Source organism: Pseudooceanicola nanhaiensis (assembly GCF_020171315.1).
GTDB lineage: Bacteria > Pseudomonadota > Alphaproteobacteria > Rhodobacterales > Rhodobacteraceae > Pseudooceanicola > Pseudooceanicola nanhaiensis_A.
Genome location: NZ_JAIUZP010000008.1, coordinates 58891 through 82926 on the forward strand (window position 1 = coordinate 58891; position 24036 = coordinate 82926).

At 67.6% G+C, this 24036-nt stretch carries 26 protein-coding genes; 15 read left to right on the forward strand and 11 right to left on the reverse strand.

Going from position 1 to position 24036, the window contains the following annotated elements:
• Positions 1-43: 43 nt before the first annotated feature.
• The 5 genes from LCM32_RS14410 to LCM32_RS14430 all read right to left on the reverse strand — a co-directional run bounded on the left by LCM32_RS14410 (position 44) and on the right by LCM32_RS14430 (position 4637).
• Complete coding sequence (locus LCM32_RS14410; protein WP_224821780.1) at positions 44-1219, reverse strand: M24 family metallopeptidase; 1176 nt, start codon at positions 1217-1219, stop codon at positions 44-46.
• A 92-nt stretch (positions 1220-1311) separates the two neighbouring features.
• Positions 1312-2103: a transporter substrate-binding domain-containing protein gene (locus LCM32_RS14415; RefSeq protein ID WP_224821781.1), complete on the reverse strand. Its 792-nt coding sequence runs from the start codon at positions 2101-2103 to the stop codon at positions 1312-1314.
• Positions 2104-2217: 114 nt separating this feature from the next.
• Positions 2218-2874 (reverse strand): amino acid ABC transporter permease, encoded by a 657-nt coding sequence (locus LCM32_RS14420; protein ID WP_224821782.1) that lies wholly within the window; start codon positions 2872-2874, stop codon positions 2218-2220.
• A complete protein-coding gene (locus tag LCM32_RS14425; protein ID WP_224821783.1) occupies positions 2871-3686 on the reverse strand; it encodes an amino acid ABC transporter ATP-binding protein in 816 nt (271 codons plus the stop codon). The genes LCM32_RS14420 and LCM32_RS14425 overlap by 4 nt, the downstream gene beginning before the upstream one ends.
• Positions 3687-3866: 180 nt before the next feature.
• Positions 3867-4637 carry a LamB/YcsF family protein gene (locus tag LCM32_RS14430; protein ID WP_224821784.1) on the reverse strand — a complete coding sequence of 257 codons (771 nt, stop codon included), beginning with the start codon at positions 4635-4637 and terminating at the stop codon, positions 3867-3869.
• A 160-nt stretch (positions 4638-4797) separates the two neighbouring features.
• Between LCM32_RS14430 and pxpB the strand changes: the two genes are divergently transcribed.
• From pxpB to LCM32_RS14485, 11 genes are all read left to right on the forward strand, one after another.
• Positions 4798-5553: a 5-oxoprolinase subunit PxpB gene (gene pxpB, locus LCM32_RS14435; RefSeq protein WP_224821785.1), complete on the forward strand. Its 756-nt coding sequence runs from the start codon at positions 4798-4800 to the stop codon at positions 5551-5553.
• A complete protein-coding gene (locus LCM32_RS14440; protein ID WP_224821786.1) occupies positions 5550-6578 on the forward strand; it encodes a biotin-dependent carboxyltransferase family protein in 1029 nt (342 codons plus the stop codon). Before pxpB ends, LCM32_RS14440 begins: the two co-directional genes overlap by 4 nt.
• Positions 6575-7243, forward strand: coding sequence for a GntR family transcriptional regulator (locus LCM32_RS14445; protein WP_224821787.1), 669 nt, complete (start codon positions 6575-6577; stop codon positions 7241-7243). Before LCM32_RS14440 ends, LCM32_RS14445 begins: the two co-directional genes overlap by 4 nt.
• Positions 7240-8187 carry a hydroxyacid dehydrogenase gene (locus tag LCM32_RS14450; protein ID WP_224821788.1) on the forward strand — a complete coding sequence of 316 codons (948 nt, stop codon included), beginning with the start codon at positions 7240-7242 and terminating at the stop codon, positions 8185-8187. Before LCM32_RS14445 ends, LCM32_RS14450 begins: the two co-directional genes overlap by 4 nt.
• 26 nt (positions 8188-8213) lie before the next feature.
• A complete protein-coding gene (locus LCM32_RS14455; protein ID WP_224821789.1) occupies positions 8214-9491 on the forward strand; it encodes a Zn-dependent hydrolase in 1278 nt (425 codons plus the stop codon).
• Entirely contained in the window at positions 9488-10120 is a 633-nt protein-coding gene (locus tag LCM32_RS14460; protein ID WP_224821790.1) for a GntR family transcriptional regulator, read from the forward strand. The genes LCM32_RS14455 and LCM32_RS14460 overlap by 4 nt, the downstream gene beginning before the upstream one ends.
• A 75-nt stretch (positions 10121-10195) precedes the next feature.
• On the forward strand, positions 10196-10609 hold the full coding sequence (locus LCM32_RS14465) for a VOC family protein (protein WP_224821791.1): 414 nt from the start codon (positions 10196-10198) through the stop codon (positions 10607-10609).
• A 7-nt stretch (positions 10610-10616) separates the two neighbouring features.
• Positions 10617-11237 carry a DUF1989 domain-containing protein gene (locus LCM32_RS14470; RefSeq protein WP_224821792.1) on the forward strand — a complete coding sequence of 207 codons (621 nt, stop codon included), beginning with the start codon at positions 10617-10619 and terminating at the stop codon, positions 11235-11237.
• Positions 11234-12184 carry an agmatinase gene (speB, locus tag LCM32_RS14475; protein ID WP_224821793.1) on the forward strand — a complete coding sequence of 317 codons (951 nt, stop codon included), beginning with the start codon at positions 11234-11236 and terminating at the stop codon, positions 12182-12184. The genes LCM32_RS14470 and speB overlap by 4 nt, the downstream gene beginning before the upstream one ends.
• A 134-nt stretch (positions 12185-12318) precedes the next feature.
• Positions 12319-12948: a YitT family protein gene (locus LCM32_RS14480; RefSeq protein WP_224821794.1), complete on the forward strand. Its 630-nt coding sequence runs from the start codon at positions 12319-12321 to the stop codon at positions 12946-12948.
• Between the two features lie 7 nt (positions 12949-12955).
• Positions 12956-13585 carry a YitT family protein gene (locus tag LCM32_RS14485; RefSeq protein ID WP_224821795.1) on the forward strand — a complete coding sequence of 210 codons (630 nt, stop codon included), beginning with the start codon at positions 12956-12958 and terminating at the stop codon, positions 13583-13585.
• 116 nt (positions 13586-13701) lie between these two features.
• On the opposite strand, the gene LCM32_RS14490 is transcribed toward LCM32_RS14485, so the two are convergent.
• Positions 13702-14574 (reverse strand): NAD(P)-dependent oxidoreductase, encoded by an 873-nt coding sequence (locus tag LCM32_RS14490; RefSeq protein WP_224821796.1) that lies wholly within the window; start codon positions 14572-14574, stop codon positions 13702-13704.
• 54 nt (positions 14575-14628) lie between these two features.
• Between LCM32_RS14490 and LCM32_RS14495 the strand changes: the two genes are divergently transcribed.
• Positions 14629-17136: a penicillin acylase family protein gene (locus LCM32_RS14495; protein ID WP_412070688.1), complete on the forward strand. Its 2508-nt coding sequence runs from the start codon at positions 14629-14631 to the stop codon at positions 17134-17136.
• Between the two features lie 348 nt (positions 17137-17484).
• Here the strand turns inward: LCM32_RS14495 and lipA are convergent, their stop codons facing one another.
• On the reverse strand, positions 17485-18435 hold the full coding sequence (lipA, locus tag LCM32_RS14500) for a lipoyl synthase (RefSeq protein ID WP_224821797.1): 951 nt from the start codon (positions 18433-18435) through the stop codon (positions 17485-17487).
• A gap of 311 nt (positions 18436-18746) precedes the next feature.
• Here lipA and LCM32_RS14505 point away from each other — a divergent pair, with 311 nt between their 5' ends.
• Positions 18747-19289, forward strand: coding sequence for a peroxiredoxin (locus tag LCM32_RS14505; RefSeq protein ID WP_224821798.1), 543 nt, complete (start codon positions 18747-18749; stop codon positions 19287-19289).
• Between the two features lie 135 nt (positions 19290-19424).
• On the opposite strand, the gene LCM32_RS14510 is transcribed toward LCM32_RS14505, so the two are convergent.
• On the reverse strand, positions 19425-19868 hold the full coding sequence (locus tag LCM32_RS14510) for a hypothetical protein (protein WP_224821799.1): 444 nt from the start codon (positions 19866-19868) through the stop codon (positions 19425-19427).
• A gap of 98 nt (positions 19869-19966) precedes the next feature.
• On the opposite strand from LCM32_RS14510, the gene LCM32_RS14515 reads away from it, so the two are divergent.
• Positions 19967-20416 (forward strand): MarR family winged helix-turn-helix transcriptional regulator, encoded by a 450-nt coding sequence (locus LCM32_RS14515; RefSeq protein ID WP_224821800.1) that lies wholly within the window; start codon positions 19967-19969, stop codon positions 20414-20416.
• Positions 20417-20422: 6 nt separating this feature from the next.
• Here LCM32_RS14515 and LCM32_RS14520 read toward each other — a convergent pair whose 3' ends face one another.
• Together LCM32_RS14520 and LCM32_RS14525 are read right to left on the reverse strand one after the other, a co-directional pair.
• Positions 20423-21361 carry a hydrogen peroxide-inducible genes activator gene (locus tag LCM32_RS14520; protein WP_224821801.1) on the reverse strand — a complete coding sequence of 313 codons (939 nt, stop codon included), beginning with the start codon at positions 21359-21361 and terminating at the stop codon, positions 20423-20425.
• A 106-nt stretch (positions 21362-21467) separates the two neighbouring features.
• On the reverse strand, positions 21468-21851 hold the full coding sequence (locus LCM32_RS14525) for a hypothetical protein (RefSeq protein WP_224821802.1): 384 nt from the start codon (positions 21849-21851) through the stop codon (positions 21468-21470).
• Between the two features lie 178 nt (positions 21852-22029).
• Between LCM32_RS14525 and LCM32_RS14530 the strand changes: the two genes are divergently transcribed.
• Positions 22030-22755, forward strand: coding sequence for a VIT1/CCC1 transporter family protein (locus tag LCM32_RS14530; RefSeq protein ID WP_224821803.1), 726 nt, complete (start codon positions 22030-22032; stop codon positions 22753-22755).
• Between the two features lie 86 nt (positions 22756-22841).
• On the opposite strand, the gene LCM32_RS14535 is transcribed toward LCM32_RS14530, so the two are convergent.
• Positions 22842-23933, reverse strand: coding sequence for a DUF6456 domain-containing protein (locus LCM32_RS14535; protein WP_224821804.1), 1092 nt, complete (start codon positions 23931-23933; stop codon positions 22842-22844).
• Positions 23934-24036 lie beyond the last annotated feature (103 nt).

Below are 24036 nucleotides of genomic sequence, written 5' to 3' on the forward strand. Positions count from 1 at the left end.
CGATCGAGGACGAGGCATGCCGCCCGGCATCCCTCGCACTTGATCAATAGACGTAGGGCGATTTCGTCAGCACTTCGTTCCCGTCCTTGCCGATGATCAGGATATCCTCGACAAAGGCCGATCCCACGCCCTCGTCGGCGAGGAAGGCCTCGACGCCGAAGACCATGTTCTCGCGCACCACGTCCTCCGGCTCGGACATCACGGTGGAAATCCGCGGCTGTTCGAAGCTCAGCCCGATGCCGTGCCCGTAAAAGGGGAAGTTCTTCATGATCGCGGACTCCGTGCCGCCGAAGGCAGCTGTCAGCCGGTCCCCCTCTGCCGCCACGTCCAGAAGCTTCACCCCCGGCCGCATCATGGCCGCGAGCGCCTGCACGATCTCTGCCGTCGCCTCCATCAGCCGTGATTGCCGTGCGTTCGGCGTGCCGCAGACCGCCGTGCGGCCCGGGTCGAGGTAATAGCCCTGCTGGAACGCCGCATGGACCGTCCCGCGCACGAGGTCGCCCGGCGCGGGCGCATCGGCGGCAGAGCCGGTCAGCGGGAAGCGATAGTCGTAATCCATCGTGTCGCCGTGGTTGGTGCCGATGGCCTGCACCCGGCCGCCGCGCGCGACGACGACACGGGACGCCTCGCCCGCCGCCTCGCGCTCGATCCGGCCAGCCACCAGCGCCTGCATCAGCACGTCGGTCGCCTCGGTCGCCGCTTCGCCCGCGATCCGGTAGGTGTCGAGCTCCCGCGGGCTCTTGATGGCCCGGGCCCGGCGCACGAGGTCGTCCACGTCGATCCACTCGATGTCGGGCGTGGCTGCGGCCAGCTGACGCCAGAACTTCACCGGCGCGAACCAGCTGCCGCAGAAGGCGACGCGGCCGGTGATGCCGCGTTCGTTCAGACGCCGGGCGATCGACAGGAACGGGTGGTTGTCGCAATAGACGCTCTCGACGCTCACCAGATCGCGGCGCGGCTCGGGCTCGTCGATGTGCAGCTCGGGCGCGTGGCCCTTCTGCAGGATGATCCCCGAGAAGGCCCGCGCCGACCAGAGGCGCGAGTCCATCCCGCCGCTGACCGAATAGTGGTTCGAGAGGTAGAGAATATCCCCGCAGTTATCCATCGTACCGCCCCCGCGGCCGATCACCACGGCGGCGTCGAACCCGTCGCCGGTCATGATCTCTTCCACCCGGCTCCAGCGGGCTTCGTATTCGTCGAGGGGGAAATGGCGCAGCATGGCGGTCTCCTGCGAGGGGTCGTCGAAAGAAAAGGACGGGACAGGCCCGAAAGCCCGCCCCGCCAAGGTCATCCACGGGAGAGGATGTTCGCTTAGGGGAAGATGGTGCGGATCGGGTCCTTGGGGGCCACGTCCACGCCGATGAGCTCTTCCGTCAATGTCGCATAGGTGCCGTCGGCGATCATGTCAGCCAGTGCGCCGTTCACCGCCTTGGCGAGGTTCGGCTTGCCCATCTTGATCGCAAAGCCCTTCTGGATGGAGCTCACGGGCTCTTCCACCAGCTTGAGCGGCAGGTTCGAGGTCTGGATCGCGTAGGCAGCGGCCACTGCATCGGTGATAATCGCGTCGACCTGGCCGTTTGCGAGGTCCTGCATGGCGTCGGATTCCGCCTTGTAGGATTTCACCTCACCGCCGAGCTCTTCGGCGATCTTGGTCCAGTTCGAGGCGACCAGGCCGCCGACTTTCTTGCCCTTCACGTCTGCGGGCGTGGTGATGTCGCTGTCCTTGCGCACCACGACGCGGCCGCCGGATTCCAGCCAGCCGTCCGAGAACATGACCTTCTGCTGGCGCTCTTCGGTGATGTCCATGGCGACCGAGACGATGTCGTACTGGTCGGCTTCCAGACCGATGAGCACGGATTCCCATTTCACGAGGACGGGCTTGTACTCGAGGCCGAGGCGCTTGGCGATCTCGCCCATGACGCGGATCTCGAGGCCGTCGAGCTTGCCATCGGGGGCGCGCATCGAGAACGGAGGATAGGTGCCCTCGGTCGCCGCCGACAGGACGCCGGGCTCCAGCAGTTCGAGGTCGCCGTCCTGCGCCTGTGCGGCGCCGAAGGGCAGAAGGAGGGTCGCGGCGAGGGCCGCAATCGTGTGCTTGATCATGGGTCGGTTCCCTGTTGGGTCGTCGGTTTCGGTTTCTTGTTCTCTGCGGGCGGAGGTCCCGCGTGGCGCGGCGGCGGACCGCCGCACCGGGTCGTCTGGGCCCTGAGCGGGTGCTCAGTAGAGCCGGGCGTAGCGACGCTCGAAGAAGGCCGCCAGCTGGGTGAGGATCGTGGTGAGCACCAGGTAGATGATCGCCACCGCGATGTAGAAATCGAACGGCCGGAAGGTGGCCGAGATCAGCGTCTGCGCGTAGAGCGTCAGTTCCACAACCGTGATCGTGGAGAGGAGCGAGGTGTTCTTCAGGGTCGAAAGCGCCTCGTTCGTGATCGCGGGCAGGATGATCCGCGCCACCTGCGGCAGGATGATCGTGCGCATGGTCGCCCGCTGCGAGAAGCCGAGCGCGAGCGAAGATTCCATCTGCCCCTTGGGGATCGCCTGCAGACCAGATCGAATGATTTCAGTCACATAGGCGCCGGAGTTGATGGCAAGCGCGAGGACACCAGCGGTGTAGGGCGAGAGCCGGATACCAAGCTGCGGCATCCCGAAATAGACGATGAAGATCTGGATCAGCGCGGGCGTGCCCCGGATGAACCAGACGTAGAAGGCCGCGATGGCGCGGACCCAGGCCAGGTCCGACCGCTGGCCAAGGGCTGCGGCAAGGCCGAAGACCCAGCTGAGAACGATGGTCAGCAGCGTGAGCCAGAGCACCGTCCAGGCGGCCGTGAGGAAGCCCGGGCCATAGACCTGGATGTCGTTCAGATAGCCGCTCATTGGATCAGCCCCTTCCCGGCGCCGGCCTGCGAAAGATCGTCATGCAGGATGGAGTGGAGGAACTGCCGCAGCCGCGGGCTCTCGGGATCGCGCAGCACCTTGGAGGGCGCGCCCTCCTCGCCGATCACGCCCCGGTCGAAGAAGAGCACGCGGGAGGAGACATCGCGGGCAAAGGACATCTCGTGGGTCACCAGCAGCATGGTCATGCCTTCCTTGGCGAGCGAGGCCATGAGCATCAGCACCTCGTGCACCAGTTCCGGGTCGAGCGCAGAGGTCACCTCGTCGAAGAGCATCAGCCGGGGTTTCATGGCAAGCGCGCGGGCGATGGCCACCCGCTGCTGCTGACCGCCGGAGAGACGCTGCGGCGAGCTGTCCTTCTTGTCGTAGAGCCCGATCCGGTCGAGCAGCGCGCCCGCCACCTCGGTCGCCTCGGCGCGGGACTGGCCGAGGACATTCATCGGCGCGTGGATCACGTTCTCCAGCACTGTCTTGTGGGGCCAGAGGTTGTAGCTCTGGAACACCATGCCGATCCGGGCCCGCAGCGCCTGCAATTGCCGCGCCGTGGGATAGAGACCGGAGGCCCGGTCAAAGTCGAACTGCTGGCCGTCGAAATCCATCGTGCCGCCGTCGGCGGGTTCGATGGCGTTGATCGAGCGCAGGAACGTGCTCTTGCCGGAGCCGCTGGCCCCGATGATCGACACCACCTCGCCCTTCGCCACGTCGAGGTCGATGCCCTTGAGCACCTCCAGATCCCCGAACGACTTGCGGATATTGCGCAGCTTCAGCAGCGGGGCTGGCGCTTCTTCGGTCATGCCTTGTCCTTCTTTCGCCGGCCTGATGCGGGAGACTCACCCCCGCGCCGGTCACTTCGTTGTGCCAGCGGTATACTGAAAAAATCGGCCTATACACCCGTTCGGTATACCAGCGGCACTTATCGGGCCGATTTTTCCGCAACGCCGCACAAGAATTAGGCAGCGCACTGCGCACCCACCTCAGGGTTGTGCAAAGGCGGCGATGGTGACGCCATTCGCCTCCAGCGCGCTGCGCAGGGTGCGCGCGATTTCAACCGCGCCGGGGGTGTCGCCATGGACGCAGAGCGTGGCCGGCTCCACAGGAAGACGCGCGCCGCCGGTGGTCGGTATCACGCCGTTCACAACCATTTCCAGCACCTGGTCGAGGCTCTGCTGCGGGTCGTGGATCACCGCGCCGGGCTCGCTGCGCGGGGTCAGCTCGCCCGCATCCGTATAAGAACGGTCGGCATAGATCTCGCAGGCGACGGCAAGGCCCAGCTTCTCCGCTGCGGCGTAGGTTTCGGAATAGGGCAGCGAAATGAAGGTCAGCGACGGGTCCACCGCATGGACCGCGCGCACGCAAAGCGCGGCGAGGTCCGGGTCCACAGCGGCCATGTTTCCAAGGGCTCCGTGGGTTTTCACATGGGTCATCCGGTGGCCTTCCACGGCGGCCATGCCCTGCATCGCGGCAATCTGGTAGATCAGCTGCGCCTCCAGATCCTCGGGCCGCTCGCCGCTGATCCGCCGCCGCCCGAAGCCGTAAAGGTCGTTGAACGAGGGGTGCGCCCCGATCGAGACACCGGCCGCCTTCGCCATGCGGATCGTGCGGCGCATCACCACCGGTTCCCCGGCGTGGAACCCGCAGGCGATGTTCGCCGTGCTCACCAGCTCCAGCATGGCGGCATCCTCGCCCAGCTTGTAGGCGCCAAAGCTCTCGCCCATGTCGCAATTCAGATCCAATGTGCGGGTCATTTACTCTCTCCGGGTGGGGATGTGCCGCTGGGTGCACAAGTTTCGATCAGACGCCAATTAGAACCAGCTGAACCGGGCGCTGCTCTTTCCAATCGAGTACAAGTGGTATACCGAAATGACAAGTCCGGGGCCTCCCGCCCCGAAGACACGCAAGAGACAGATGACTTCCACCCCTCCCTCCACAGACGCCGCCCGCCAAGGCCCCATCATTCTTCCGCTCGGCGACAGCGCCGTCAGTGTCGAATTCGGCCGCAGCATCGACCCCGATATGAACGAGGCGGTGATCGCCCTCGCCGCGCTGCTCGACGCCGCCCCCTTCGACGGGTTTGTCGAGGCGGTGCCGACCTACCGCTCGCTGCTGGTGGCCTATGATCCGCTGGTCATTACGGGTTCGGAGGTCGAGGCCCTGCTACGCGATCGGCTGACCGGGGGCGACCGCCCTGCCCGCCCGCGACGGCTTTGGCGCATCCCGGTGCATTACGGCGGACCGGCGGCGCTCGATCTGGAGGACCTCGCGCGGGAGAAGGACATGGAGGTGGCCGAGGTGATCGCGCTGCATTCCGGCGCCGACTACCGCGTCTACATGATCGGCTTCGCGCCGGGCTTTGCCTATCTCGGCGGGCTGTCGGCGGCGCTGCATACGCCGCGCCTGCCCGTGCCGCGCCAGTTGATCCCGGCAGGCGCCATCGGCATCGGCGGGCAGCAGGCCTCGGTCAACTCGGTGCCCGGCCCCTCCGGCTGGCGCTTCATCGGCGAAACCCCGGTGCGTGCCTACGATCCGGCCCGGGCCGCGCCCTTCCTCTTCGCCGCGGGCGATGCCCTGCGGTTCACCCCCATCAGCGCCGAGGAGGCAGCCGACCTTGCGGCGCGCCGCGACGCGGGCGAAGAGATCATCACGGCGGAGGCGCTGCAATGAGCCTGACCGTTCTCTCCGCCTCGCCCATGCTCACCGTGCAGGACCGGGGCCGCCCCGGCTGGCGTCAGTTCGGCGTCTCTGCCGCGGGTGCGATGGATCCGGGCGCTTTGCGGCTGGCCAATGCGCTCTGCGGCAATGACACGGGTGCTGCGGCGCTGGAATTCGCGGGCTTCGGCGGCCGGTTCAAGACCGAACGCGCCCTGCGCTTTGCCGTCACCGGCGGTGCCTGCGACATCCGCGTGGGTGACCGCCTGCTGCAACCGGACGAGAGCCACAAGCTCGAACCCGGCGAGGTCCTCTCCATCGGCGCGATGCGCGGCGCGACATGGGGCTATATCGCGGTCTCGGGTGGGATTGCCACGGCGGAGGTGATGGGCGCGCGCAGCACGCATCTGCGGTTCGGCGTCGGCGGGCTTGACGGGCGGCGGCTGCAGGATGGCGACAGCCTGCCCCTGCACGACGACACGCCCGGCCCCCTGCTGCGCGCCCCCGCCCCCGCGCCTGCCCGCGCGGATCAGCCGATCCGGGTGCTGGCCGGTCCGCAGGATGATTACTTCGACGAAACCATACTCGCGCGTCTGGAATCCGAGGATTTCTCCCTCACCGCGCAGCGCGACCGGATGGCCAGCGTCCTCGACGGGCCCGATCTGCCCGCGCAGGGCGGCCATGACATCATTTCCGACGGCACGATGCCCGGCGCGATCCAGGTGCCCGGATCCGGCAAGCCCATCGTCCTGATGGCGGAATGCCAGACCACCGGCGGCTATCCCAAGATCGCCACGGTCATCACCGCCGACCGGCCCCGGCTGGCGCAGATGCCCACCGGCACGCGCTTCCGCTTTGCCCGCGTCACCCGGGACGAGGCCGAGGCCGCGTTGCGGCAGGCGGCAGGCGCGCTCGACGCACGGATTGCCGCGCTTGCGCCCAAGCCCGCCGATCCCTTCGCCTCGGACTACCTGTTGTCCTGCGATCTTGTGGGCGGCATCTTCGATCCCGAGGCCCTGATGGAGGGAGGACCGTCATGACCGCCACCGAGACCGCACCCGGCAACCGCGCCCATGAGGCGCACCGGCGCATCCTGCAGATGATCCTCGACGGGACGCTGAAGCCCGGCGAAATCCTGCAGGAGGCCGCCCTTGGCGATCAACTGGACATGTCGCGCACCCCGGTCCGCGAGGCGATCAAGCGCATCCTCTCAGAGGGGCTGGCCGAGGTGCAGGGCCGGTTCACCCGCGTCCGGCGCCTGACCCCCGACGATGTGGACGAGATCTTCTTCCTCCGGCTTGTGCTGGAGCCCGCCTGCGCCCGCGAGGCGATCAACATCGATCGCGAGGCGCTGGACGACATGGAGGCGCGGATCATGGCCTTGATGCGCGCGGGCCCGGGTGAGGATGACGTGGAATGGACCACCGACAACGCCTTCCACCGGATGATCTGCGACGCAGCGGGCAACCGTGCCATTGCGCGCCAGATCGCGGACCTGCACCGGCGGACCTGTATCTTCGACCATACCCAAGTGCCGGCGCGCTTCCTGAAGGGTTGCGCCGAACACCTTGATATCATTGACGCACTGCGCCACCGCGACGGCCCGAGGGCCGAGGCGGCGATGCGGCTGCACCTGACCGGCGCGCGCGATGCGATCTTCCGCCGCCTCGATGCCATAGAGACCGAAAGGGCCAAGACCGAATGAAATGCCTCATCGTTCAGCCGATCCATGAAGAGGGTCTGGAGATGCTCCGCGCCGCAGGCGTCGAACCGGTGCGCCCCACCGGAACCGATGGCGCCTCGCTGGCCTTGGCCGTGCGCGGCTGCGATGCCGTGATCACCCGCGATGCGGGCTTCCCGGCGGCGGCCTTCGAGGGCGCGGACCGGCTGCAGGTGGTGGTGGTGCATGGCACGGGCCATGACGCAGTGGACAAGGTCGCGGCCGCCTCCAAGGGCGTGCTGGTGGCCAATACCCCTGGCGCCAATGCGCGTTCGGTCGCGGAACATGCGCTTGGCCTCATGCTGGCCGCCGCGCGCGGGATCGCGGGCGCAGATGCGGCGGAACGCGCCGGGCGGACCGGGTTCCGCGAAAGCCGCGACTTCGCGGAGCTGGAGGGCAAAACCGCCCTCATCGTCGGCTGGGGCGCGATTGGCAGCCGTCTGGGCCGGATGCTGGATGCGGCCTTCGGGATGCGGGTGCTGGTCCACTCGCCCAATGCCAAGGACATCGGCGGGTTCGAACGCGCCGCCTCGCTCGAGGCCGGTCTGGCCGAGGCCGACGTGATCTCGCTCCACACGCCGATGAGCCCGGAAAAGTACCACATGATCAACTCCGCGCGCCTCGCGCTCGTGAAACCGGGTGCCGTGCTGGTGAACGTCGCCCGTGCGGGCCTCGTGGACGAGGCCGCTTTGGCCGAGGCCATGGCCACAGGCCGGATCGCGGGCGCGGGGCTCGACGTCTATTCCCACGATGCGCCCAAAGGCCCGCTGGCGGATCACGCGGTGGTCTTCACCCCGCACCTCGGCGCCACGACCGAGGAAGCCCTTGCCCGCGTCGCCCGTGGTGCTGCCGGTCACGTGCTGACGGCACTGTCGGGTAAGCTGCCCGAGACGGTGCTGAACCCGGAAGTGCGGAGCGCGGCCCAGTGACGTCAAACCCCGTGAATACGACGCCCGTGACGGCAACGCCCGCCCTCCGCCCGGCGGCCTGCGCCGTGATCCGCGAGACGATCACCCGGGGCCTTGCTTCGGTCAACGCGCTCTCCGAACCGGGGCCCGGCTGGACGCGGCCCTCCTACGGCGATCTGGAAACCGAGGCCCACGGGCTGATCGAGGCGGAATGCCTCGCCCTTGGCCTGACGGTCACGCGCGACGCGGCGGGCAACCTCTTTGCCCGGATGCCGGGGCGCGATCCCAAGGCCACACCGCTCTACATCGGCTCCCACCTCGACACGGTCTCCATGGGCGGCGCCTATGACGGTCAGGCCGGGGTCGTGGGTGCGCTCGCCGTCATCGCCGCGCTGAAGGCGCAGGGCGTGACACCGGCCAGCGACCTGATCCTGATCATCACGAGGGCCGAGGAAAGCGTCTGGTTCCCGGTCTCCTACATCGGCTCGCGCGCCGCCCTCGGCCTGCTGCTGCCCGAGGATTTCGACGCCACCCGCGCCGACACCGGACGCACGCTGGCACAGCACATGGCCGAACAGGGCTATGACGCCGAGGCGGTGCGCAGCCTCACCCCGCCGCCGCCGGCCCGCTTCCTCGAATTCCACATCGAACAGGGTCCGGTGCTCTACGACGCGGGCGAGCCCTATGGCATCGTCACCGCCGTGCGCGGCGGGCTGCGCTATCGCAACGCCATGGTGAAGGGCACCTGGGCCCATTCCGGGGCCGCCCCTCGTCAGGGCCGCGCCGATGCGGTGGTGGCCCTGGCCGAATTGATCGTCGCCATGCAGGGCGTGTGGGACCGGATGCTGGCCGAGGGCCATGACCTGACCGTCACCTTCGGCAAGGTCGATGCCGCCTCCCCGGCGCACGCCATGGCCAAGGTCGCGGGCCGCGCGGGCTTCGTCCTCGACATGCGCTCGGGCGATCCCGAAACGCTCGACGCCGCCGATGCCGCCTTCCGGGACGAGATCGCGCGGATCGAGGCAGCCCATCCCGGCGTCACCTTCGACCTCGGCGCGCAGAGCCGGTCGAAACCCGCACGCCTCGCCGACAGCATGGTGGAGTTCGTCGCCCGTGGCGCCGCCGCGCAGGGCGACAGCCCGCGCCGGATGCTCTCGGGCGGGGGTCATGATGCCGCCGCCTTCGCCACTGCCGGCTGGGACAGCGTGATGGTCTTCATCCGCAACTGGGACGGCTCCCACAACCCCGACGAGGGCATGGACGAGGCCGACCTCGTCCGCGCGGTCGAGGCGGTGACGCTGGCCGTGATCGGAGAGGCCGGATGAGCGGTGAAACCCTGTCCCAGAGCGCCTATCGCAGGCTGAAGGAGGATATCGTCGAGGGGCGTATCCCGGCGGAATCCGTGCTCTCGGAACGGGGTCTGGCCGACAGCCTCGGCATCTCGCGCACGCCGCTGCGCACCGCCGTCTCGCAGCTGGAGGCCGAGGGCGTGCTGGACCGCCTGCCCAACGGCGTGATCCTCGTGCGCTCGATCACGGTCGAGCAGCTGATGGAGATCGTGAAGATGCGCCAGCTTCTCGAAAGCGCCGCGGCGGGCCGGGCCGCGGGCTTCCCCATGACGCCCGACCTCGCCGCCAGCCGCGACGAGATGCAGGCCCTCGCCGAGGGCGAGGCCGTGGTCTTCGACCGGTTCTGGGAGAAGGACGAGGTCTTCCACATGGCCGTGGCCCGGGCCGCCCGACTGGCGCTTCTGCCCGACATCCTCGTGGAGCAGCGCGCCATCGCACGGCGCTGCTCGCTCACCCGGACCTATGACAGTTTCCGCGATCAGGCCCGCGAACACGTCGCCATCGCCGATGCCATCGCCGACGGCGACGCCCCGCGTGCCCACGCCGCCATGTGGCACCACTTCGACAACGTACGGGCCCGTTTCCTGCAGACTTTCGGGGGCTAGCCCCCGCCCGACATTTCAAACCCGATTGCTTCGCGCATCACCTCCACTCACGACAACAACCATATGGAGACGTTCATGAAATCGCTCTTCCACCTCGCTATCCACGTCAAGGACCTCGACGAGACCCGCGCCTTCTACGGCGGTGTCCTCGGCTGCGAGGAAGGCCGCTCGACCGACACCTGGGTCGACTTCGACTTCTTCGGCCACCAGCTCTCGTTCCACCTCGGCGAGCCCTTCCCGACCACCCGCACCGGCAAGGTCGGCGATCACATGGTGATGATGCCGCACATGGGTGCGGTGCTGGCGCTGGACGACTGGTTCGCCCTTGCGAAACGTCTCGAAGACGCGGGCATTGCCTTCGACATCCCGCCCGTCGTCCGCTTCGAAGGCCAGCCCGGCGAACAGCGCACGATGTTCTTCTTCGACCCCTCGGGCAACCCGATCGAGATCAAGGGCTTTGCCGATTTCGCCGGTCTCTTCGCGAGCTGAGGCCCCCATGACGACGATCACCCTCGCCGCCCGTATGGGCGGCGCCTACCGCATGAAGGCGGGCCAGACCGTCCGGATCGAGAACCCCTATGGCACGCAGGCGGTGGACGCCTGGGCGCTTGCCGATGACGGGGCCGAGACCGGCGATGGCACGGTGCAATATTCCTCGATGGAGCACACCCGCTCGGTCAATTCCTCGATCTACGTCGACAGGGGGCTGGCCGTGATGGGGATGGACCGTCGTCCGCTCTTCACAATGGTGGAGGATACGACGCCCGGCCATCATGATACCCAGCTCTGCCCCTGCAACGGGCCGCTTTACGCGGACCTCGACCAGCCGGCGGAGCATCGCTCCTGCGCGGGCAACTTCCACGATGCGCTGTCGCAGATCGGCCTCGCGATGCCCTTCACGCCCGCCTCGCTGAACCTCTTCATGCGGGTCGCCGTGGGCCCCGAGGGCGAGGTGCTGCGCCAGCTGCCCGAGGCCAAGCCCGGCGATCACGTGACCCTGCGCGCGGACCGCGACATCGTGCTGGTGCTCTCCGCCTGCCCGCAGGACGTGACGCCGATCAACGGGCCCGACTGCATCCCGCGCGAGATCGTCCTGCATTTCAGCGAGGCCGCATGACCACCGCCCCCACGGACAGCCTGAACGTCCCCCGCTTCGTCGGCGTGCCGACCTTCATGCGCCTGCCGCTGCGCGAGGCGGCCACCGGCCTCGACGCCGCGATCCTCGGCCTGCCCTCGGACAGCGGCGCGCCCTTCCGCACCGGCGCACGCATGGGGCCGAACGCGGTGCGGCAGGCCTCGATCATGCTGCGCCCGTTCAACCCCTATCGCGGGAATATCGACGTCTTCGACGTGCTGAAGATCGCCGACGTGGGCGATGCGCCGGTCGTGCCCGGCTACGAGATGGAAACCCTCGACTGGCTGGAGCAGAGCGTGACCCGCGTGGTCGAGGCCGGGGCCGTGCCCTGCTGTATCGGCGGCGACCATTCCGTCACGCTGGCCGAGCTGCGCGCGGTGGCGAAAAAGCACGGGCCGCTGGCGCTTGTGCATTTCGACAGCCACACCGACACTTGGGACAAGTATTTCGCCGACAAGAAGTACTCCGCCGGGACGCCCTTCCTGCGCGCGGTCGAGGAAGGCATCGTCGATCCGCACCGCTCGATCCAGCTGGGCATGCGCGGCTCGCTCTTCCGCGACCGGGACATCACCCAGTCGCTGGAGCTCGGCTACGAGGTGATGACCACCGACGACATCTTTGCCGCCGGGCTGGAGGCCACCGCCGCGCGGATCTCCGAACGGGTGAACGGCGCGCCGGTCTTCCTGACCTTCGACATGGATTTCGTCGATCCCTCCGCCGCGCCCGCCGTCGAGACGCCCGAAGCGGGCGGCCCGACGGCCCGCGAGACGCTGGCGCTGCTGCGCGCGATCAAGGGCCTCGACATCCGGGGCTGCGACGTCGTCGAGATCACGCCGACCTACGATGGGCCGGGGCAGATCACCTCGCTCCTCGGCGCGACGGTCATGGCCGAGATCCTCGCCATGATCGCCGAGGCCAAACTGGGCTGAGCCCGCGCGGCCCCGGGACTCCGGGCCAGAAGACACCCAAGACCCGCGCCCGGCCTCGCCCCGGCGCGGGTCCCTCTCACTGATACGTGACGTCGCCCCTAGCCATATGCCGCGCTGCGGCGTAAAAATAGGTCATGTGTCCTGCCCCAGTTCCGATTCCCACCGAATACAAGCGCCCCCACACCCCGCTGGAGGATGTGCAGGGCTTTGCCATCGGCCTGCTGACCGCCTCGGTCGGGCTGGTGATCCTCTCGTCGCTGGGGTTCATCACCGGGCAGACGGCGGGGCTGGCGCTGATCATCTCCTACCTGACGGGATGGTCCTTCGGCGTGGTCTTCTTTGCCGTGAACCTGCCGTTCTATGCCTTCGCGTGGAAGCGGCTGGGGGCGGAGTTCACGCTGAAGAGCTTCTTCTGCGTCACAGCCCTCTCCGTCATGGTCGAATGGCTGCCGCGGGGCATGCAGTTCGAGTACCTCAACCCGATCCTCGGCACGACGATCTTCGGCGTGCTCACCGGCTTCGGCCTTCTGGGCGTGTTCCGGCACAAGGGCTCCCTCGGCGGGCTCGGGGTGATCGCGCTGATGATCCAGGACCGGACCGGCTTCCGCGCGGGCTATGTACAGCTGATCATCGACGCGGTGCTCTTCAGCGCCGCCTTCTTCCTTTTCGAGACGCGGGTCGTGCTCTATTCCCTCTACGGGGCGTTGATCCTGAATGGCGTCATCGCCTTCAATCACCGCCGCGATCGGTATATCGCAGATTGAGGCAGAGATGAGCGAGACGACGGAGAAGACCGCCAAGAAAGCCAGCGGCAAACATGGCCCGCTGGAGGACGCGCAGGGCATTTTCTACGGCACCGTGATGGCGGCCTTCGGGATCGTCATGCTGACCCACATGGGGCTGGTGACCGGCCAGACCGCGGGCCTCGCCGTGCTGCTGAGCTACGTGACGGGCCTCTCCTTCGGCACGGTCTTCTTCCTCGTGAACCTGCCGTTCTACTGGCTGGCCTTCCGCCGGATGGGCGTGCCCTTCACGCTGAAAACCTTCCTCTCGGTCGGTCTGCTCTCGCTCTTCGCGCAGCTGCTGCCCAAGGTCGTGAGCTTCGACATGCTGCACCCCGCCGTGGGGGCGGTGATCTTCGGGCTGATCACCGGATCGGCGCTGCTGGCGCTCTTCCGGCACGGGGCCTCGCTGGGGGGCGTCGGCGTGCTGGCACTCTACCTGCAGGAAAAGACCGGCTTCCGGGCCGGGCTGACGCAGCTGCTCTTCGACCTCTGCGTCTTCACCTTCGCGCTCTTCGTGCTCGACCTGCCGTCGGTGCTCTACTCGCTGCTCGGGGCGGTGGTGATCAACTTCGTGATCGCGGTGAACCATCGGAAAGATTGGTACGTGGCGACCTGAGCGAGCGATGCGCTTGAGGAGAGCGCCGGGGGCTGTCTGCCCCCGGACCCCCGAGGATATTTTTGAACAGTGGATGAGGGGCGGCCGCGCCCCTCTTCTCTTTGGGGGTCAGAGCCTTAACCAACGTCGTTCAGGCGCTTGATCAGGCTGGACGTGTCCCAGCGGCCGCCGCCGAGCTTCTGGACGTCCTTGTAGAACTGGTCCACCAGCGCGGTGACGGGCAGCGAGGCGCCGATCTCGTCCGAGGTGTCGAGGCAGATGCCGAGGTCCTTGCGCATCCAGTTGACCGCGAAGCCGTGCTCGAACTCGTCCGCCAGCATGGTCTGGTAGCGGTTCACCATCTGCCACGAGCCTGCGGCGCCCTGGCTGATCACCTCCACCACGGCGGCGCCGTCGAGACCGGCCTTCTGGGCGAAGTGGAGCGATTCCGAGAGACCCTGCACGAGGCCCGCGATGGCGATCTGGTTGCACATCTTGCACATCTGGCCCGCGCCGCTTTCGCCGAGGCGGCGGCAGATCTTGGCGTAGGCCGCGATCACCGGCTCGGCCGCGTCGTAGTGGTCCTGATCGCCGCCGCACATGACGGAGAGCACACCGTTCTCGGCCCCCGCCTGGCCGCCGGAGATCGGCGCGTCGACGAAGCCGAAGCCGGCCTCCTTGGCGATCCCGTAGAGCTCGGCCGTGACCTTGGCCGAGACGGTGGTGTGATCGACCAGAATCGCGCCGGGCGCCATGCCGGCGAAGGCCCCCTCGGGACCGGCGCAGACGGCGCGCAGATCATCGTCGTTGCCGACACAGGTCATCACGAAATCGGCACCCTTGGCGGCCTCGGCCGGGGTCGTGGCGAAGGCCCCGCCGTGCTGTGCCACCCAGGCTTCGGCCTTGGCGGTCGTGCGATTGTAGACCGTGACGTCGTGCCCCTTGGCGGCCAGATGGCCCGCCATCGGATACCCCATCACGCCCAAGCCCAGAAATGCGATCTTTGCCATGGTCTTTCCCCTTGCATTCAACTGTCCTAAGAGTTCTGGAGACCGCGAACAGGAATGGCAAGCCGGGAGGCCGTAGAATTGGGGATCGTCTTTCGCTGGCTGCTGAGGATCGCAACAGCTTTGGTCGCCCTCGTGGCCCTCGGGGCTGTGGTGGTATACTTCCTCGCGGCACGCTCTCTGCCCGAATACGACAAGACGCTGGTGGTGCCGGGCATCACCGCGGAGGTCGAGATCGTGCGCGACCACGCCAACGTGCCGCATATCTTCGGCAAGACCGACGCGGACGTCTATTATGCGCTCGGCTATGCCCATGCGCAGGACCGTCTGTGGCAGATGATCACCATGCGCCGCACGGTGCAGGGCCGGCTGAGCGAGATCTTTGGCCGTCGCACCCTCCGCATCGACCAGCTGATGCGGCGCTACGATTTCTACACGCTGGCGCGCGAGGCCTACCAGTACCAGGACGATGACACCAAGGCCGCGCTCAGGGCCTATTCGGCGGGCGTAAACGCGCGGCTGCAGGAGGTGAACGAGGAGTCGCTGGGACGCGGCGCGCCCGAGATGTTCCTCTTCGACGTGGCCGTGGCACCCTGGACCCCGGCGGACAGCCTCGCGATGATCAAGCTGATGGCGGTGCAGCTCTCGGGCCAGATGGCGGACGAGGTAAAGCGGGCCCGCGTGTCGCTGGCCCTGCCCGATCCCGACCGCATCAAGGACATCATGCCGGATGATCCCGGCTCGGGCCTGACCGCCCTGCCCGAATATGCCGCGCTCGCGCCCGGCTTGCCCGCCACGCTGGATTATGCCACCGACGATCCCGTGCCGCTCTTCCCGGACGAGCCGCTCTCGCCCTTCCCGAGCGAGGACCTCGCCGGGGCGTCCAATGCCTTTGCCGCGGCGCCCTCGCGCTCGGCCAGCGGCGGGACGCTGCTGGCGAATGACCCGCACCTCGGCTTCACCGCGCCGACGATCTGGTACCTCGCCCGGCTGGAGCTGCAATCGGGCGGCGTCATCGGCGCCACGATCCCCGGCATGCCGCCGATCCTGATCGGGCGCTCGGCCAAGCTGGGCTGGGGGCTGACCTCCTCCTACCTCGATGATCAGGACCTGCACATCGAGGAGATCAACCCGCAGAACCCCGACCAGTACCGCACCCCGGACGGATGGAAGGACTTCCGCACCCGGCGCACCATCGTCAACGTGAAGGACGACACCGCCGTCACCATGACGCTGGCCTGGACGGACAACGGGCCGGTGATGCCCTCGTCGCTCTACTCCCTCGGCGAGGTGACTCCGCCGGGCCACGTGATGTCGCTGAACTGGACCGCGCTTTCCGCCGAGGACCGCTCGATGACCGCGGCACTGAAGCTGATGCAGGCAGGCTCGGTCCAGGAAGGGATCGACGCGGGCGAGGATTTCCTCGCGCCCTCGCAGAACCTGACGCTGGCCGACAAGGAGACCATCGCGCTCAAGACCATCGGGGCCATGCCGCGCCGGGACGCGGGCAGCGAGGCGCAGGGGCGGATGCCCTCGCGCGGCTGGGTCGAGGCGAACCGGTGGCAGGGCATGTTGCCCTATTCGGCCAACCCGGCCTTCGTCTCGCCCGCGGGCGGGATCCTCGGCAACACGAACAACAAGCTGCTGGACCGGCCCTTCCCGCTCCATGTCTCCTACAACTGGGGTGACACCCAGCGGGTGCATCGCTGGGAGCGGCTGATGCAGTCGCGCGAAGTCCACACCCGCGACAGCTTCATCGAGGCGCAGCTCGACACCGTCTCCTACACCGCGCGGACCCTGCTGCCGCTGATCGGCCGCGACCTGTGGTTCACCGGCGAAGCGGCCCCCGACGGCACGCCCGAGCGGCTGCGCCAGCGGGCCCTGACCCTGCTGGCGGACTGGAACGGCGAGATGAACGAGCATATGCCCGAGCCGCTGCTCTATGCCGCCTGGCTGCGGGCGCTGCAGACCCGGCTGATCCAGGATGACCTCGGCCCGCTGGCGGATGAGTTCACCCATGTCGATCCGATCTTCATCGAGCGGGTCTATCGCAACATCGACGGGGCCGCGGAATGGTGCGACGTGCGCCAGTCCGCCCCCACCGAGACCTGCACCGAGATGGCGCGCCTCGCGCTCGACGATGCGCTCGTCTGGATCAGCGACAATTTCGGCACCGCGCTGGAGAGCCTCCGCTGGGGCGATGTCCACCAGGCGACCCACGACCACCAGACCCTGAAGGACGTGCCGGTGCTGCGCTACTTCGTGAACATCCGCCAGAGCACCTCGGGCGGGGACAACACGCTGATGCGCGGGATGACCAAGGGCTACGGGCCCGATCCCTTCCTGAACGTCCATGGCGCGGGCTATCGCGGGGTCTACGACTTCGCGGACCCGGACAGCTCGGTCTTCATCCTGTCGACGGGGCAATCGGGGCATTTCCTATCGCGCTACTATGACGACATGGCGCAGCTGTGGCGGCGGGGGGAGTATATCCCGATGTCGCTGGATGCGAATCTGGCGCGGGCGGCAGCCGTGGGCGTGACGAAGCTGGAGCCGGCGGAGTAAGGGCGGGCTGATACTGCGCGGCCTGCACAGTGGATACTGGCAACGGGCGTCGCTCCGAGGTGCACCTCCGGCTGAGACTTGGAACTGCTCCGGCCTACCGGCTCTCGACAAGGGCAGCGCCGTCCCGCGGGGTGGCGCATAAGCGCCGCCCCAGGGGGGCGGGACGGTCAGAGGGCAATGTGATCAGGCGCATAAGGCGGTCAGGCAGCTAGAGACCCCAATAGCGAGACCTAACCCTCCAAACGTCCCACTGTCGGAGCAACCTGTATCGCGACGCGCGTCGCCACGAGCCCCCAAACGAAAAAGCCCGGCGAAACGGCCGGGCTTTTCGTCGTTCTGTTCGGTGCCTCACGCCCGGCCGAGCGCCTTCATCCGGTTCTCCCGCAGGCGGGCGAAATCGTCGCCTGCGTGGTAGGACGACCGCGTCAGCGGCGTGGCCGAAACCATCAGGAAGCCCTTGCCCCAGGCGGCCTTCTCGTAGGCCTGGAACTCCTCAGGCGTCACGAAGCGTTCCACCGCGTGGTGCTTGGGCGTCGGCTGGAGATACTGGCCGATGGTCAGGAAGTCGATCGAGGCCGCGCGCATGTCGTCCATGACCTGCAGCACCTCGGGGCGCTTCTCGCCAAGGCCCACCATGATCCCCGACTTGGTGAAGATCGTCGGGTCCAGCTCCTTCACCCGCTGCAGCAGCCGCAGGGAGTGGAAGTAGCGCGCGCCCGGGCGGACCTCGGTGTAGAGGCCCGGCACGGTCTCAAGGTTGTGGTTGAAGACGTCCGGCTTGGCCGCCACCACGGTTTCGAGCGCCGAGGCATCGCACTTCAGGAAGTCCGGCGTCAGGATCTCGATCGTGGTCGCCGGCGAGCGATGCCGCACGGCGCGGATCGTCTGGGCGAAATGCTCCGCCCCGCCATCGTCGAGGTCATCGCGGTCCACCGAGGTGATCACCACGTGGTTAAGGCCCAGCTTCTCGACCGCATGGGCCACGCGGCCCGGCTCGAAGGCATCGAGGCTGTCAGGGCGGCCCGTGGCGATGTTGCAGAAGGTGCAGCCGCGGGTGCAGATGTCGCCCATGATCATCATGGTGGCATGGCCCTGCGACCAGCATTCGCCCGCATTGGGACAGCTGGCCTCCTCGCAGACCGTGACCAGCATGTTCTCCCGCATGATGTCGCGGGTCCGCTTGTAGCCTTCGCTGGTCGGCGCTTTCACGCGGATCCAGTCGGGCTTGCGAGGCTGGGCGTTGTCGGGGCGATGCGCCTTCTCAGGGTGACGCTGCTCGGGGATCTTGAGATCACGCACGGGTATTTGTCCGTTTCTGGCCGTGTCAAAACTTTGCCCACCATACCGGAACTGACGGCAGAGGCAAAGCGACGCAGCGCCGCAATGCGCGCGACGCAATGCAGCCCCGACCTGAGCGCAAGGCACGATATGCAGCCGCAGCATCGCACGGCAGGAAACCCTTGCCGATCAGGGCACTACGCCCTCAAGTCACGGTAAAAATTCAGGAAACCGCATTTCGCAGGCGCGGCAAAGACCTTGCGGCCAGTTTTGAACGATTTTAAGTTCCGGGCCATCCCATCATCCCCAACCATCCAATTGGAGGTTCAGACATGCAAGCTGGCGCAAAGCTTCCCGAGGTCACGTTCCGCACCCGCGTCCGTGACGAATCCATCGGCGGCCCGAATCCCTTCCGCTGGGAAGACAAAACCACCGCAGACTACTTCGGTGGCAAGCGCGTGATCCTCTTCTCGCTGCCCGGTGCCTTCACCCCCACCTGCTCGACCTACCAGCTGCCCGGCTTCGAGAACAACGCGGCCAAGTTCGCCGAGCTCGGCGTGGACGAGATCTACTGCATGTCGGTCAACGACAGCTTCGTGATGAACCAGTGGGCCAAGGCCCAGGGCATCGAGAACGTGAAGGTCATCCCCGATGGCTCCGGTGAGTTCACCCGCCGCGTCGGCATGCTGGTCCGCAAGGACAACCTCGGCTTCGGCCTGCGCTCCTGGCGCTATGCGGCGATCATCAACGACGGTGTCGTCGAGGCTTGGTTCGAAGAGCCCGGCATCTGCGACAACCACGGCGAAGACCCCTATGGCGTCTCCTCGCCCGAGAACCTGATGAAGTACCTCGAAGAGGCCAAGGCAGCCGCCTGAGCCCTGCGCTGAGACCTTCAGACGGCCCGCCTATGGCGGGCCGTTTTCGTTTCTGGGGCCGCCTCTCCGGCGGGCCGTTTCCGTTTCATCGGCCGCCGATCCGGCGAGCCGCTGGCGCGAGATCGCCCGGCCCGGTCAGGCCCGCGCCCGCCGGACGCGGGTCATCCGCAGGCCGTCGCGCATGTTCAGCACCAACAGCGTGATGTTCACGGCGCCCGCCAGCAGTTCCACCGCCTGCAGCGTGTAGAACGTGGCATCGAACCGCCCGGCCCCGGCGCGCTGCGCCAGCAGCAGCGCCATGGGCACCAGCACCAGCAGCCCGTTGGCGGCGATCACCTGCATCCGCCGCGCCTTGACCCCGAGGAGCCCCTGCCTGCGCCCCCCGGCCAGTCGGAACCCGCTGCCGCCTGTCGCGGCCATTGCCGGGATCAGCAGCAGCAGCCCCCAGGGGATCGCGCGTTTCACCGCCACCACCTGCGCCGGGCCCAGCAAGAGCTCCGACACCAGCGTCGCGCTCCAGAACGTCGTGATCAGCAGCAGCGCGAGCGCCCCTGCCACGGGATGTATCCGTCGTGTCATGTTGCCTCCAATTTCCATCGTGAACATGGGGAATCGATATTTGGATAGCATGCTATATGTAATTGCATAGCACGCTATATGAGTGCTATGCCAGCCCCATGACAGCCTCCGACACATCCTTCGACCGCGACACATCCGCCGGCTATCTCGTCAACCACATGGCGCGGCTCTTTGCGCGCGAGCTTGAGGCCGGCCTCAAGCCGCTCGGCATCGGGATCGGCATGTTCCCGGCCCTGCTTCAACTGTGGGAGAAGGATGGCCGCACCCAGCGGGAGCTGGTCACCGCGCTGGATATCGAACAGCCGACGCTGGCCAACACGCTGACCCGGATGGAGAAGAAGGGCCTCATCACCCGCAAGCCGGATCCGGAGGACGGACGCGCACAGCGCATCCACCTGACGGACCGTGGCCGGGCGCTTCAGGCCGAGGCAGAGGCCCGGGCGACGGCAGTGAACACACGCGCCCTCTCGGGTTTCAGTGAGAGCGAAAAAGACCGCTTCCTGAAGGACATAGGCCGCGTCATTGACGCGATGAAAGCACCGACCTGAGGGCGGTCAGGCGGCCTCGGGCGCGGTGCCGCCGTGGCGCACCTTCTGCACGACATCCTCGCCCACCTTGGCGAGGATGTCGCCCAACTCGGTGAACCAGCCATCGTCCGGGCTGCTGCTGCGCCGGATCAGCCCGATGGTCCGGAACGGTTCCGGCGCGGCAAACCGGTGAAGCGCAAGGTCCTCGGCCTCTTCCCGCACCGCCAGTTCCGGCAGCAGCGTCAGCCCGAAGCCCGCCGCGACCAGCCGCGACAGCGTGGCCAGCGACGAGGCCCCCATGTTGATCTGCGCCGCACTCCGATCCCGGTGGCAGACCTCCAGCGCCTGATCGGTCAGGCAGTGGCCATCCTCCAGCAACAGCAGCTGCGTCACGCCGATCTCGTCCGGGCGCAGGCTGTCCAGACGCGCGCCCATGGAGGCCAGCCGCTGGGGCGAGCCCGCCAGCAGGAAGCGATCCTCGAAGAGCGGCCGTTCCACCACGTCGAGCCCGCCCGAGGGCAGCGCCACGACGGCGGCGTCCAGCTCTCCGACCATCAGCACCTGCAACAGCCGGGCGGTCTTGCCCTCCTGCACCTGCACGTCGAGGTGAATGTCCCGGGTCCGCAGCTGCGCGAGGGCACCGGGCAGGATGTAGGGCGCGATCGTCGGGATGATCCCCAGCCGCAACTGGCCGGACAGCCCCTTTTTCCAGCGCGCGGCTTCCTTCAGCGCCTGCATCTCGTCCAGCACCTTTTCTGCATGGGCCAGGATGATCCGGCCGAAGGGCGTCAGCACCACGTCGCGGGCCTGCCGCTCCACGAGGGCACCGCCGAGCGCGGCCTCCATCTCGCGGATCTGCACGGAGAGCGCAGGCTGCGAGACATGGACGACACCCGCCGCCCGGCCGAAATTGCGCTGCTCCGCGAGGGCCTTGAAGTACAGCAATTGGCGCAGAGAGATATTCATAGGGTTTGATTATCACAACGCCGGAAATAGGCAATTGGAACCTATGACGGGGCCATGACAGGGCCGACGGCCGCACCCGACGGGCACCGGCGGAGGGCCGGAGGTCTCAGTCCGGCTGGCAGGTCGCGGCGATGCTGGCCCCGCGCGCGGGCGAGCCGCCCTGCCCGGTCATCGGCGCTTCCCACGCCAGTTCGCCAAGCCCGGTGGCATCCATCCGGAAGAGCACACGCGGCTTGTCCCCGCTGCCCTGGTTGCGCCAGATCCCGAAGCCGGCAAAAGGTTGCGGCTGCCCACCGGCAACGGCCAGCGTGCCGCGGGCAAAGAAGGTGGCATCGGGATGGGTCGTCAGGCGCACGTCGATCACCCGCGCGGCCGGTCCCGCGCCGGTGCCGTGGCACTGCCAGTCGCCGACGACATCCGCGTCGGTGGCAGGCGCAAGACCCGCGGGCAGGCACAGCGCCGCGGCCAGGAAGACGGTCAGGTAATTCATCTTTCGAAAATCCAATCTGTCGCGGAGACGAGACTCGCGCCCGAAAATGCGGACGCGGCGAAGATAGGTGCTGCAATGCGGCATCTGCAACCCCCGGTTCGCGGGGGCGCGTGCCGCCGCCGATGGACAGGCCCCGGCCGCGCGGTCTATCACCGCAATAGCCTTGCCGGAGAGCCAGATGACCACGGTCCAGCCAGACGACGCAGAGCGCCCGCTCGGGCGGGTTCAGGAATACCTCAAGCAGATCGTCTATGGCGGCAACGACGGGATCGTCACCACCTTTGCCATCGTCGCGGGCTTTGCCGGGGCCGGTGCCGAGGGCGCAGGCCGGATCGGCGGGCTGGCGGTGCTGGTCTTCGGCCTCGCCAATCTCTTTGCCGATGCGGTCTCCATGGGGATGGGCGATTTCCTGTCGGACCGGGCGCGGGCCGATCTCTACCGCGCACGTCTGAGCGCGACGCGCCGCACGCTGCGGGCCGATCCCCGCGCGGCCATCCGGGCGGTGTCGGAGGCGCTGCGCAGCCGCGGCCTGCCCGAGGCCGAGGCCGCCGAAGTCGGCGCGATCCTCGCCCGTCACCCCGACACGGCAGCGGACCTGCACCTGACCATCACCGAGGGCATGACGCCCCCGGACGAGGCCCACCCCTTCCTGTCCGGGCTGGTGACCTTTTGCAGTTTCGTGCTGTTCGGATCGGTCCCGCTGCTGCCCTACTTCGTACAGGGCGCGTCGGGCGGCTCCTTCGGGCTGTCGCTCACCGGCGCGGCGTTCGCGCTTGCGGGTCTCGGCCTGCTGCGGTGGTACGCCACCGGGCTGAGCCTGCTGCGTTCGATCGGGGAAACATTGGCCGTCGGGGCGGTCTGCGCCCTCGTCGCTTTCCTCGTGGGGTTCCTCGTTGGCGCCTGATCGATGCCGTATCGGAAACGCTGACCAGCGTCGGCGTGCGCGGTTGCGATCATGGCTCAGACATTCGTTGCCTCAATGGCGACAATTCAGCCAATCAGGCCAGCTTTGTCCCCAAGCGCCTCATAATGTGCCTTCAAGCGCTGGAGCGCGATGCGCAGCACGATCTTGCCCGACCGCGCGGACCAGCCCATGCGTTTCTCCGCGCTTTCGAGCCCTTCGAGATGACAGCAGCACCGCAACGCCACATCCCCGAGACCGGGCCCCAGCTCGCGCAAGGCACCGATCACCCGGGCGCGCGCCGCCTCTGCGCCGCGCAGGCCGTCGAGGTCCGGCAGCCCGCCAGAGGTTCCGGCGGTCAGGAACCGATCCCAGTTCTGCGTGGTCCGCGGCTCCATCTGGGCCAGTTCGAAATCCTCGCGCAGGCGCTCTCCGGCCCGGACGAGATCGGCCGACAGGAAGGGTTCACCATCCCGGTCCCGGCGACGGGCCAGCGCCGACACCGGGCTGTCGATCCCGGCAAAGCGCAGCCATCGGGTGCAGACATCCCCCACGGAGGCGCCGTCAAACCCTTGCTGAGCCTCGGAAAACCCGGAGGCGCCCCGCGGTCCGTCGATCATGTCACGCAGGGCGGCACGCCCGGCGGAGGTGATCTTGTAGCGCGAGATCCGGCCCGGCACCTCGCAGGCGATCCAATCCTTCAGGGCCAGGGCCTGCGCGAGGCCACGTTCCACCACCGCGCGGCGCAACGTGCCGCCGTCGGGCTGATCGCGCACCACCACGGCCTTCTCCATATCCTGCGCCACCGCCAGCACCGCGCCCTGTTCACACAGGCGGCGCAGCACGCGTCGGCCCTCACGCATCAGGGTTTCATCGTCGGGCGTTTCCGCCTCTGGCAGGTTGGGCAGTGACGTCATGGCCTTGCTTTCCTCAGCTGGTCCCCGCGTGGTGGCGCGCACCAGCCCGAGGCACCGCAGCGCCCCGTCCACGAGGAGGTCATCCCGCTGGGTCTCGATCCGCCGGATCTGCCGTAACACCGTAGAGGCGTGACAGCCCCCGGACCGCGCCAGCGACCGGATGGATTGCCCCTCCTCGGTATGTGCGATGTAGCGTTTGGCCGATACCGGTACCCACGCAGGAAGGCGCCCGCCCTCGGCAGGCTGAATTCTATTTCCCGACATATGTCCCCCCAAAGGTCTTACCCCTCCGCCCTCTGATGTGGCGGTAGTTGTCCCCAGAATTATCCACAGCCTAAAAAGGGATTGGTTTCTGAGAGGTTAACAG

Coding starts and splice junctions, on each gene's coding strand:
- LCM32_RS14410 (WP_224821780.1), bottom strand. CDS start 1,219: ATGCTGCGCCATTTCCCCCTCGACGAATACGAAGCCCGCTGGAGCCGG.
- LCM32_RS14415 (WP_224821781.1), bottom strand. CDS start 2,103: ATGATCAAGCACACGATTGCGGCCCTCGCCGCGACCCTCCTTCTGCCC.
- LCM32_RS14420 (WP_224821782.1), bottom strand. CDS start 2,874: ATGAGCGGCTATCTGAACGACATCCAGGTCTATGGCCCGGGCTTCCTC.
- LCM32_RS14425 (WP_224821783.1), bottom strand. CDS start 3,686: ATGACCGAAGAAGCGCCAGCCCCGCTGCTGAAGCTGCGCAATATCCGC.
- LCM32_RS14430 (WP_224821784.1), bottom strand. CDS start 4,637: ATGACCCGCACATTGGATCTGAATTGCGACATGGGCGAGAGCTTTGGC.
- pxpB (WP_224821785.1), top strand. CDS start 4,798: ATGACTTCCACCCCTCCCTCCACAGACGCCGCCCGCCAAGGCCCCATC.
- LCM32_RS14440 (WP_224821786.1), top strand. CDS start 5,550: ATGAGCCTGACCGTTCTCTCCGCCTCGCCCATGCTCACCGTGCAGGAC.
- LCM32_RS14445 (WP_224821787.1), top strand. CDS start 6,575: ATGACCGCCACCGAGACCGCACCCGGCAACCGCGCCCATGAGGCGCAC.
- LCM32_RS14450 (WP_224821788.1), top strand. CDS start 7,240: ATGAAATGCCTCATCGTTCAGCCGATCCATGAAGAGGGTCTGGAGATG.
- LCM32_RS14460 (WP_224821790.1), top strand. CDS start 9,488: ATGAGCGGTGAAACCCTGTCCCAGAGCGCCTATCGCAGGCTGAAGGAG.
- LCM32_RS14465 (WP_224821791.1), top strand. CDS start 10,196: ATGAAATCGCTCTTCCACCTCGCTATCCACGTCAAGGACCTCGACGAG.
- LCM32_RS14470 (WP_224821792.1), top strand. CDS start 10,617: ATGACGACGATCACCCTCGCCGCCCGTATGGGCGGCGCCTACCGCATG.
- speB (WP_224821793.1), top strand. CDS start 11,234: ATGACCACCGCCCCCACGGACAGCCTGAACGTCCCCCGCTTCGTCGGC.
- LCM32_RS14480 (WP_224821794.1), top strand. CDS start 12,319: ATGTGTCCTGCCCCAGTTCCGATTCCCACCGAATACAAGCGCCCCCAC.
- LCM32_RS14485 (WP_224821795.1), top strand. CDS start 12,956: ATGAGCGAGACGACGGAGAAGACCGCCAAGAAAGCCAGCGGCAAACAT.
- LCM32_RS14490 (WP_224821796.1), bottom strand. CDS start 14,574: ATGGCAAAGATCGCATTTCTGGGCTTGGGCGTGATGGGGTATCCGATG.
- LCM32_RS14495 (WP_412070688.1), top strand. CDS start 14,629: ATGGCAAGCCGGGAGGCCGTAGAATTGGGGATCGTCTTTCGCTGGCTG.
- LCM32_RS14505 (WP_224821798.1), top strand. CDS start 18,747: ATGCAAGCTGGCGCAAAGCTTCCCGAGGTCACGTTCCGCACCCGCGTC.
- LCM32_RS14510 (WP_224821799.1), bottom strand. CDS start 19,868: ATGACACGACGGATACATCCCGTGGCAGGGGCGCTCGCGCTGCTGCTG.
- LCM32_RS14515 (WP_224821800.1), top strand. CDS start 19,967: ATGACAGCCTCCGACACATCCTTCGACCGCGACACATCCGCCGGCTAT.
- LCM32_RS14520 (WP_224821801.1), bottom strand. CDS start 21,361: ATGAATATCTCTCTGCGCCAATTGCTGTACTTCAAGGCCCTCGCGGAG.
- LCM32_RS14525 (WP_224821802.1), bottom strand. CDS start 21,851: ATGAATTACCTGACCGTCTTCCTGGCCGCGGCGCTGTGCCTGCCCGCG.
- LCM32_RS14530 (WP_224821803.1), top strand. CDS start 22,030: ATGACCACGGTCCAGCCAGACGACGCAGAGCGCCCGCTCGGGCGGGTT.
- LCM32_RS14535 (WP_224821804.1), bottom strand. CDS start 23,933: ATGTCGGGAAATAGAATTCAGCCTGCCGAGGGCGGGCGCCTTCCTGCG.